This window comes from Vibrio sp. Y176, from assembly GCF_033438945.1.
The window spans coordinates 1-593 of the sequence record NZ_JAWOQS010000830.1 but is presented as its reverse complement, the minus strand read 5'-3'; the positions used below and the strand labels follow the sequence as shown (position 1 = coordinate 593).

The 593-nt window shown below is 47.0% G+C and carries 1 protein-coding gene and 1 pseudogene; both read left to right on the top strand.

Translation table 11 applies throughout. The features are described from left to right. Nucleotides 1–248: pseudogene (locus R7O13_RS28900) on the top strand (LysR family transcriptional regulator); the annotation flags it as partial. A gap of 154 nt (nt 249–402) precedes the next feature. Next, nucleotides 403–593: VOC family protein (locus R7O13_RS28895; RefSeq protein WP_318305466.1), on the top strand; the 191-nt coding region annotated here is incomplete at its 3' end.

Here is a 593-nt window from a genome sequence, read left to right as displayed (position 1 = left end):
AAATGATGACAACATCACTCTCTGGCATGATGCTTTATGTGGCGAAACACGATTGCTTAGGCGTGCTTCCCCTGTCTTTGGCGCAGAAATGGCAATCGGCTTTGAATCTGCAAGTCATTCAAACTCCGATGTTTTCCGAGCCGGTCAGCTATAAACTGATTTTCCATAAACGAGATGAATCCAGTACTTCCCATCAACGTTTGCGAGCTTGGGCGCGTGACCAATTTGCTACAGGCCTAAACGCCTGACGCGGTCGCACATCAAGGCGTTTCGCCAAACACTCTTTCTCTCTTCTTAAACGCACTCTTTATGACCAAAAGTGCATATGTTAAAAATGACTTAACGATCAATATGGACGTTCAGGTCGTATACTTTTCCATAACCGCACAAAAGGAGTGAAGCATGCCCACCAACAACCCAATCGCAATCCAAGCCCTTGATCATGTCGTGTTAAGAACGTGCAACCTCGACGCCATGTTGCATTTCTATCGAGATATTTTGGGCTGCCCTGTCGAGCGCGAAGTAATGGAGCTTGGTTTAACCCAGCTTAGGGCTGGTAACGCATTGATTGATGTGGTGACGGTGGACAGCGA